The 8,604-nt window shown below is 51.1% G+C and carries 9 protein-coding genes; 1 reads left to right on the forward strand and 8 read right to left on the reverse strand.

The genetic code is table 11. The features are described 5' to 3' along the window. Positions 1-129: 129 nt before the first annotated feature. The 5 genes from HOV93_RS14205 to HOV93_RS14225 all read right to left on the reverse strand — a co-directional run bounded on the left by HOV93_RS14205 (position 130) and on the right by HOV93_RS14225 (position 4,287). The gene (locus tag HOV93_RS14205; protein ID WP_207397161.1) at positions 130-1,047 is read right to left on the reverse strand and encodes a DUF1559 family PulG-like putative transporter; all 918 of its coding nucleotides are present in this window, start codon (positions 1,045-1,047) and stop codon (positions 130-132) included. 349 nt (positions 1,048-1,396) lie between these two features. Continuing rightward, positions 1,397-1,612: a hypothetical protein gene (locus HOV93_RS14210; protein WP_207397162.1), complete on the reverse strand. Its 216-nt coding sequence runs from the start codon at positions 1,610-1,612 to the stop codon at positions 1,397-1,399. A 210-nt stretch (positions 1,613-1,822) separates the two neighbouring features. Further along, positions 1,823-2,812: a DUF1559 domain-containing protein gene (locus tag HOV93_RS14215; RefSeq protein ID WP_207397163.1), complete on the reverse strand. Its 990-nt coding sequence runs from the start codon at positions 2,810-2,812 to the stop codon at positions 1,823-1,825. A gap of 124 nt (positions 2,813-2,936) precedes the next feature. Beyond that, positions 2,937-3,278 (reverse strand): hypothetical protein, encoded by a 342-nt coding sequence (locus HOV93_RS14220; protein ID WP_207397164.1) that lies wholly within the window; start codon positions 3,276-3,278, stop codon positions 2,937-2,939. Next, positions 3,268-4,287, reverse strand: a complete 1,020-nt coding sequence (locus tag HOV93_RS14225; RefSeq protein WP_315853412.1) for a DUF1559 domain-containing protein — start codon at positions 4,285-4,287, stop codon at positions 3,268-3,270. The genes HOV93_RS14220 and HOV93_RS14225 overlap by 11 nt, the downstream gene beginning before the upstream one ends. A gap of 235 nt (positions 4,288-4,522) precedes the next feature. Here HOV93_RS14225 and HOV93_RS14230 point away from each other — a divergent pair, with 235 nt between their 5' ends. Then, positions 4,523-5,719, forward strand: a complete 1,197-nt coding sequence (locus tag HOV93_RS14230) for a helix-turn-helix domain-containing protein (protein WP_207397165.1) — start codon at positions 4,523-4,525, stop codon at positions 5,717-5,719. Between the two features lie 55 nt (positions 5,720-5,774). Here the strand turns inward: HOV93_RS14230 and HOV93_RS14235 are convergent, their stop codons facing one another. From HOV93_RS14235 to HOV93_RS14245, 3 genes are all read right to left on the reverse strand, one after another. Next, positions 5,775-6,755 carry a sugar phosphate isomerase/epimerase family protein gene (locus HOV93_RS14235; RefSeq protein WP_207397166.1) on the reverse strand — a complete coding sequence of 327 codons (981 nt, stop codon included), beginning with the start codon at positions 6,753-6,755 and terminating at the stop codon, positions 5,775-5,777. Positions 6,756-6,846: 91 nt separating this feature from the next. After that, positions 6,847-7,266 carry a DUF2314 domain-containing protein gene (locus HOV93_RS14240; protein WP_207397167.1) on the reverse strand — a complete coding sequence of 140 codons (420 nt, stop codon included), beginning with the start codon at positions 7,264-7,266 and terminating at the stop codon, positions 6,847-6,849. 388 nt (positions 7,267-7,654) lie between these two features. Continuing rightward, positions 7,655-8,032, reverse strand: coding sequence for a thioredoxin family protein (locus tag HOV93_RS14245; protein WP_207397168.1), 378 nt, complete (start codon positions 8,030-8,032; stop codon positions 7,655-7,657). Positions 8,033-8,604: the final 572 nt, after the last annotated feature.

The raw sequence follows: 8,604 nt of genomic DNA on the forward strand, positions 1-8,604 counted from the left end.
GAATTACTATTTGGCGTAGTCTTCACTGACTATTTTGCCCCAAGAACATTTGCGCGCGATGAAGCAGAGTCCACCAAAACGGCAGGCGTATTCGCCTGCCGTTTTGGCAAACCTAGTATGCTTTATTACCTAGAAGGAGGTAATCACGTTGCCGTCCGCACGATTGGAGAGATTCTGCAGATTGGCCGTGTTGATCGTCTCTGGAAGGAAAGATACAGACCCATCGGCACGCGTAACCATCGCGCCGCCGGGGTGAGCACTTCGTAATGGATAGGCAGTCATTGCCCCAGGACTCACGGGTATCTCTTGCGTCAATCTCCAGGCATTATCTGCCATTGCTCCGGAGGGCACGAAGTCGAAAGCCGGCGAATTCACACCGAAGACAGTGCAGAACATCGATTCCATCGCCCATCCGTTCCAATAATTGCCAATCGTGCAATTCTCTTGCGGGCTCTGACGGATTTCGCCGAACATTAGCGTATTGCTCGTACCATCAAGGATGTCCTTCAAATTGATGTGCGAACCGGCAAAGAAGAGCCCACTCATCATCGACGCCTCTTTCGAGTTCCAACGTCCCATGACCTCGTGTGTAGCGTTGGCCAGGTAATTCCCCTGGAATCCGTCGACACCAACTTTGCCGCCCCACGGATCAGACGGGCAAACAAAACCAGAGACAACCGTATTACGTACATTGGCATCCCATGTATTTGCTGAGGATGTCCCCATGCTCGGCTTTACCGTGTCATACATTGCTGATTGCTCCACAAAGGGAAGCAAAGCAATAAACCAGGTCGAACGATTGGGATTTTGAGAGGTGTCTTCTTCTTGCTGACCGTTAAACTGGCCAACCGGAAAACTCTGAAACGTATCGTGATAGTTATGCATCGCCAGCCCGAGTTGCTTCAGGTGGTTGGTGCATTGAATACGTCGAGCGGCCTCTCGAGCTTGTTGCACCGCGGGAAGCAGCAGCGAGACCAGCACCCCAATAATGGCGATCACCACCAATAGCTCGACTAACGTAAATCCTTTTGCCTTGGTTCTAGACATGTCTCTTTCCAATGTAGGAAGTATCGAAGAAGAAATATCGAGCATGTCGAACTCAACGCTATCCAACAGAAAACGACTGGGGGAGTCGTTGCTTCCAATGCGTGTGAATCGTCTTGCCCACCGGATGCATGAAGGAGTGGTGGTTAGATTGAGACTTATTGTGACAACACACGCATCAAAATTCATTGCTAATTCATATTTTTCCCATTTTCAATTTGTTCCACTTTGAATAGTACTTTTCCAGATTGCTGCGATTGCAACATTTTCCACCCCTGCAAACGAGATAGGGGCGGACGATCGATCCCTTAGTATCGATCGCCCGCCCCTAGTTTTCTCAGGACTCTTCTGCTTACGATTGAACGCTGATATCGAAGCTCCCATTTTCCTTAGGGATGTCCGCTTGCGTACGGAACGGCCCACCGGGGATGGGACGTCCCAGCATTAACGAGGTTCCAGGTTCTCCGTTACCATCGAAGGCCTCGATGAGAATCTTCTGCGGCCCCCCCACGACCCCTTTTCCGTAGTCCGTTTCGTAGCGTCCTTCATGAATTTCTGCGATCGTCATCGGGCCTTTATTCCCTTTTGACGCGTCCGGCTCGAATTGAATAGTCCCCACCACCACGGGCTTTCCATCCAAAAGAACTTCGCCTGAAATCTGATATCTCGACGGCCCATCCGAAGGAGATTCGGCACATCCGCTTAAGCATAGAGCTATCACAATCAAATACCGCATGTCACACCTTTCGCACTGAATATCACTTGCAGCCAGGCATCCTTAAAGCTGCGGTCCGCCGATCGGAAGCCCATCTCCCCGAACGGCTAATTGGCGATACGCATTGATGTCGATTACTTCACTGAGAAACTGGACCGACCCATCTCCAAGTACAAACTGCGCTCCACCGGGGTGCTCGCTACCGAAGGTCGATGTCACATAGTTAAACGTATTCACCTGGTTTCCATTGACATCCGGACCACTGTTGATTTGAAGAACGGCCGCAGAGGTACCAACAAGCAGCGGATCATTGGCTGAGTGACGATATCCCGAAGCCCACGTGGTCATTTCGCAACAGGTGTTTCCCTTCATAGAGTAGATTGTTTCCCCCAGGATAAGCACGTTGGTGGTTCCATCGGTAATGTCTGCGAAACGTGTCTTAGAGTTTCTCCAGAACACCCCGTTATTGAAGTAAACGCGACCGCTGTAACCGTTGTGTCCGTTGTACTGATCCTGATCGGTGGGCGTTGGCCCTCCTCCGCATACGGCGTGGTAGCTCAGCGTTGGAAACCGACCAGTGGTAAAAGATGGACAGATATACTTCGGCATCGATTTGGCCTGGTAAATGTGATTGTCGTTCGTCGGCGTGTCGTAGCTGGAAGCACCGTGAACGGAAAGGTTCTGGTTGAATGCCCACGCAAACGTCTTACCGAAGTCAAACGAATCGTGCAGAGCGGACTCTTCCACATAGGGCAGAATCAATACGGTCCACGGAGCCCGCGACATATCCGCACTCCAACTCCCGCTATTTCCAAGGTTGTTGTCTGCGATCGGGGTTGTAGAGATCGCTCCGGGCGGGAATGAGCCCAACGAGTCGTGATAGTTGTGCATCGCCAAGCCAATTTGCTTCATGTTGTTCTTACATTCCATGCGGCGTGCGGCCTCACGGGCTTGCTGAACAGCCGGCAAAAGAAGTGCAATCAACACGCCAATAATGGCAATGACAACCAAAAGTTCGACTAGGGTAAAACCTGAGTACCGCTTCGAGATCATGATTATTTCCTTGTTCGTTATGGTCTATTGAGAATAGCTGGCAACGAAAATAGATAGATCAATTCGACGGTCACGCGATGCGACGATCGAAGAGCGTTTCTCTGCGCCTGCGAATCCGGCAGTCTTAGCCAGTGCTCGACTCAGAAAGCTTCTGCAGCATTTCTTCCGCGACCTTACGACGCTGCGTATTGCCGCTGGCGGATTTTAGTTTGAGATAGAGAGGTCGAAGCGGAGTGACTTTATCGGGCGAGCTTCGTAGCGCACTCTCGAAAGCCGGTTCCGCGCCAAACATCTCTGGCATAGGTGAATTCGGATCGGCAATCTGAGTCAGAAACGCCTTCAACATACCTGTCCCATCGTCACCAGCTTTTCCAGCATCGGAAGGAAACCTGCTAGACATGCTGCAGCCGGCTACAACCAGCACCAAAACGCTGAGGACCGATAGGGAACGTGATCTAGAAATCATGAATTTCCCCTCCGGAACGAGTCCCCAACGCACCCCACACACCGTAGGCTGATTCGCCATTCCAATTGGGTGTTGCGTCCTGATTGCCCGCATCAATCGTTTCGTTGATGAACTGAGCCGATCCATCTGCAAAGACAACCTGAACCCCGCCAGGATGACGACTGTTCGATGTCATCATGGCTTCTGTCCAGAAGTTTTGTTCCCGGGCACATGAAGGGCCATTGGGAGGAATAATCGTGGTCACACCGGTGTAGATTATATTGCCGGGGTGCCAACTATAGCCGTGCTTGTCGACCAACGGCTGAAACGTCAAACCATCGGCGAATTTATTCCCCAGCCAGACAGTGCTTGCCGAACAGTCACTAGGCTTCGAGAAATTGATAATTGCGGTATCCCCCCGAGCCCCTTCTGATGCCAGGCGAATAATCTCAGCTATCGCAATTGTGTTGCTCGATCCATCCTTCAAGTCCGCGATGTTGAAGAAAGAATTCCAACCGAACATCCCCCGTGGCTGTTTATCTTCCCCTTGCGAACCGGTGGTCTCCATCCAGTGATCGGAAACGACCGTAGCGTAGTTGGTTAGTCCTAATTCGCGATGAGTTCTGAGATCGTTATCCGAAGGACAGAGCAGACCTGGAATTTGAGCCCGAGATCCTTCAAACTCGGTATTGATGTAACAGTCGCCGTTGCCACTGAGGCGAGGTGCCCACAGTTCATAAACGGCATTTTGCTCTAGATACGGCGTTAGCGGAACAAATGCACTGACCCCGCCATACCAGGAATCGCAGCCGCCCCCACCTTGGGCACGAGATGGAAAAGCTTCGTTGGTGTCGTGGTAATTGTGGAGAGCCAAGCCTAATTGCTTGAAATTATTCGAACATTGAGAGCGTCTTGCGGCCTCCCGAGCCTGCTGTACGGCCGGTAAAAGCAATGCTATTAGCACACCTATGATGGCGATCACCACCAAGAGTTCCACGAGGGTAAACCCCCTCTTTCTCGTCATTGACATATAGTAGCCACTCCATGATCGTAATGAATAGATGATTTCTGGCCCTCAAAGAGGTCGGACATCCCAAAATGAAACTCGTTTTGGTAGCCAACTTCTTTAGTGCCCACGGTGCATGATGGAGTGGATTACTGAGAATTATTGTGTATTGTTTAGATATATGAATCATTGCTAATTCCGTTTATTGAGATTTTCAATTTGTTGCACGCGGGAAAAACCTGCCTCGGGGCAACTAGGGATGATTGATCACACGAATCTCGTAACGAAAACGATTGCCTTGTTTCTGCCTCATGGGCACGAGCAGTCGGCTCGAATTACCGCCGGAGCGGCCATGAGTGCGGGCGAGCATCCGCATATCACGCTCTTAGAATGGCCCTACGACGATTCTCAGCCAGAATTCGATTACGATTTCACCGAGATCGAATTCGACGGCGCAATTATCTGGGCTTATAACGAGTCTTCTTGGGCCAAACGTCTACTGCAAATGGGCATTCCGGTGGTTAATTGCGGAAGCAACTGGATACGCCAGGGGGTTCCTTCGGTAGCGTTCGACTGGGAAAAGCTGCAGGACGATCTGGTGGAGAAGTTTGCTTCCTTGGGAAGAGAACACGCGGCCATCGTTTCCCACAATCTTGGCAACGACCCCTTCAAGACCGTTTGGCTCGACCGTCTGATTGAGCGCCTTAATGAGAACAACATCACAACCCAGTTCTTCGTTGCCCCGGGAATTCCTAGCGAAGAACGTCAGCGAATGTTTAAGCCGACTCGTGAAGCCGAGATCATTAAATTCCTGGAAAACCTCCCCCACCCGTCAGCCATTTATTGCGACGACGACTATCTCGCGGCGCTGGTATGCCGCGTTGCCCGAGACCTGAACTTGCGCATTCCTCAGGATGTGGCCGTCATGGGCTTTGGCAACTTCACCATCTCACGGGTTGCTTCACCGGCGATCTCTTCGATTGAAATTCACGGCCAAATGATAGGTCGGCAAGCTTTCCAGATGGTTCGGCAGCGACTAGAGTCACCCCAGGCGGAATTCCCTCAGGTGCAGCAGGTGCGTCTTGAATTCATCGAACGCGATACGTTTCGATTTGAGTTAGTGAAAGACGCTGTTGTCGCCCAGGTGAATCGTATTATCGAACGCGAAGCATGTCAGGGCATCAACGTCGACGAACTTGCTCGGCGGCTGGGCGTTTCTCGAAACACGCTCAATCGCCGTTTCCAACAAGAGTACGGCATCACCCCTGGCAAGAAGATCCGGGCCATGCGAGTTCAACAAGCGAAGCAAATCCTGGTCACTTCTGACCATAGTGTCACAAAAGTAGCCGAGCTTTGCGGTTTTCCAGAGCCTGCGAACTTCGTCAACTTCTTCCGCCGCGAAGTAGGGCAAACCCCTAACGAGTACCGCAATAAGGCGAAGCAAACCGGGGATTAGGCACGCAGACAAACGACGACAAGGTGATATGAGTCGTTCCCACCCTACGAAGCAGCTAGGCTCGAGCAAACGCCTTGCGCAGCAATGCTAGACTTTGTGGTATTGCCGTTTGATAGTCTTCCATGCCTTCGAACTCGAGGGAAATATAGCCTCGATAGTTATGCTTACGCAGGATCTCTCCGATGCGGTTGTAGTCGAGGTCTAGTGTGTACCACTGCCCTCCTCCGTAGTACGTTTTTGCTTGAACGAAGATCGTTTGAGGGGCGATCTTCTCCAGACGGTCATAAGGATCGTCCAGGAAGTTTCCTGTATCGGTGCATATTTGCAGCCAGGGGGAATCGATCGCGTTAACGATTCTCAAGATACCCTCCGGCGTCAGCCCTAAGCCCCAGTGATTCTCTAACGCCAGAACAACACCGCACTTCTCGGCTGTTGGCAGGCACTTCTCCAAGGATTCAATCACCCACGGAAAAGCGTCTTCATCCGTGTATCCCTTTAACGGCGATTCAATCCCGCGGTTGGCCATCAATTCGTCAAAGTTGGCCGACGTTCCCCAGGTGCCCGTATTTACTCGCATGACAGGAATGCCGAATTGGTAGGCAATCTCGATTTGACCAATCGTTCGATCGATATTTTCTTTTCGCTTTTCGCGGTCCGGCGTCACGAAGCCTTGATGCGTCGAGAGCCCAACCAACGGCTGCCCGAGCCGCAAAGCATGGCGTTTGTACGACATCATTTTCGAGTGACTCAGCATTTCATTTTGCTGCAGTTGATAAAGCAGCAGTTCAACGCCATCGAAACCGTACTCGTCCGCAAGGTCGATGCACTTGTGGAAATCACGAAACTCATCATTGCGAAATCGCCACAGAGAGTACGTCGAAAGGACGATCGGCGAGGTCTTCCGAGCGCCGCTTTCATCATTCGGCTTGGCCTCTTGAGCCTGACAGACCTGGCTAAGTGGAATCATGGACGCAGCTGCGGCAAGTCCCAGAAAGTTTCGTCGTGAAGATTTCGGTTTAACAGCGGAAGCATTCATCGAAGCAGTAATCCTGGAGAAGCCAATAAGTGAGAAACGACCGTCCAAAGTGCGTCTGCAAAAGTGGCAATCGCCCTTGCCAAAACGATTCTTATGGGGACGACCCATTCTGCGCTGGTTCGGAATAGTTGCCGTAGATTTTGCCGTTACGTAGATACTTCCAGTCAAGGACGTCCCCTTCAGAGACCGTCCACGCCTGACCAGTTTGAATGCTGGAGACTAGGGCTGCATCGCCTTCCACGGTTCCTGTGAACTGGCCACTATCGAAAGTTACACCAGTCACCCAGAAGCTCTCTGTGCGTCCGTCGTCATCGATCGAAGTCTTGACGGCAAAGTCCTGACCGTCATCGCTATCCAGTGCGGCAATGAATTGATCAATTGTCGACGTGGCCTCTTCCGCCGAATTTGCGGAGCCTTGCTGGTCGCGGTCGTGCGGAGATGGCGTTCCTGACTGTGCTGAACAGCCAAGGATAAGCAAAAACAGAAGCATGATAGGAAACAGGGCACGCATGAAATTTCATCCCAGGGAACTGATGAGAACGAACGACTTGAGATGCACTCCAGTCAGCATAGAACCCCAGGAGGATGATCGCAATTCGATAGACGTATAAACTTACGCAGAACCTAGCCCCCCCATCCCTTCCCCTGTGCTCTCCAGTAGCTCAAGCACATTCGCCTACGGCATATCCCATGGAAACGCATGCGGGGGCCCCTCTTACAACATGTAACCGGCGAATTTGTTTCGTCCGAACTAGTCTGAGTAAGGAGTCTCTCGTCGTTCACTTCAATTCGAGAGATGCGAAGGAGATAACCGTTACGCTGTCTTCTGAACAGCTATAACGCTCTTTAGAAAGACTTCGCCGCATTCCCCTAAGCCATGCAAGTGAAGTAGGTTACAGCTACCATCCACCTTGATACATTCGTTTCAAACGAGAGGCAGACGCCGAACCGCTCACCCGGCGTTTCTCGTTGCCATCGACAACGTAGACAAACTGTGGAATCGAACGAATGCCGTATTTCTGGGCCAATGAAGAATTCGAATCGACGTCGACTTTTCGGATCGGGTAGCCGGCATTTCGCAGTTCTTGGTAGGCCGGTTCAGCGTGACGGCAGGCGGGACACCAACTCGCCGAAAAGAACAAGATCTTCCCAGACAGATCGCGAGGTTTCACATCATCGGCCGGAGTAAACCCACCAGATGAATAAGAGGCCACCGTTAACAAGACCGGGGCGGCAAAGCTGAGCATTGCCACGATGACGACGATTGCCTTCTGCATGAAACTCTTCCTCTGAAATAGCTTTTCAGCCCATAAGCTGCCATTGCCTATTCAAATAAAGCTTATCGCTCGGTCCATACCTACAGGTTCTCTGAGATTCGCGAACCCCGACACTTCCTTGATTATGGGAATCGAAATGATCGTCAGAACCCATCCACTGACATGTTCGAGACAAAAAGCGACTTCCACGAACGTTAATCACCAGCCAAGAGCGAGGGATTTCTCATCGAAACCAGAACAAACGACGAGGAAACCAAAGACTATCAAAAGATTCTTTCCCCGTATTTTCCCGAGTAAAACACACGATTTGCAAATTTCCTTCGCCGAAACGCTCCTGCCCGTTGACACCCCAGATGGTTCTGGTAGTATTTATCTCTTCCCAAGGGGGCAACATTGCTCCCAGGGACAAAAGCAAATCGCTTTTGCCGGTGTGAAAGCACCACAATGATCTTTGACAATTTGGTAGTGACCTCTGTTTGAGAACGAAGGTGGTTGTGCTTCTTTGAGATTGTTTACGCAATCTTGGAGAGGCGATCATTTTTGAACTTAAACTAGTTCAATTTTTTTGAAAT

It is taken from the genome of Bremerella alba, assembly GCF_013618625.1.
Lineage (GTDB): Bacteria > Planctomycetota > Planctomycetia > Pirellulales > Pirellulaceae > Bremerella > Bremerella alba.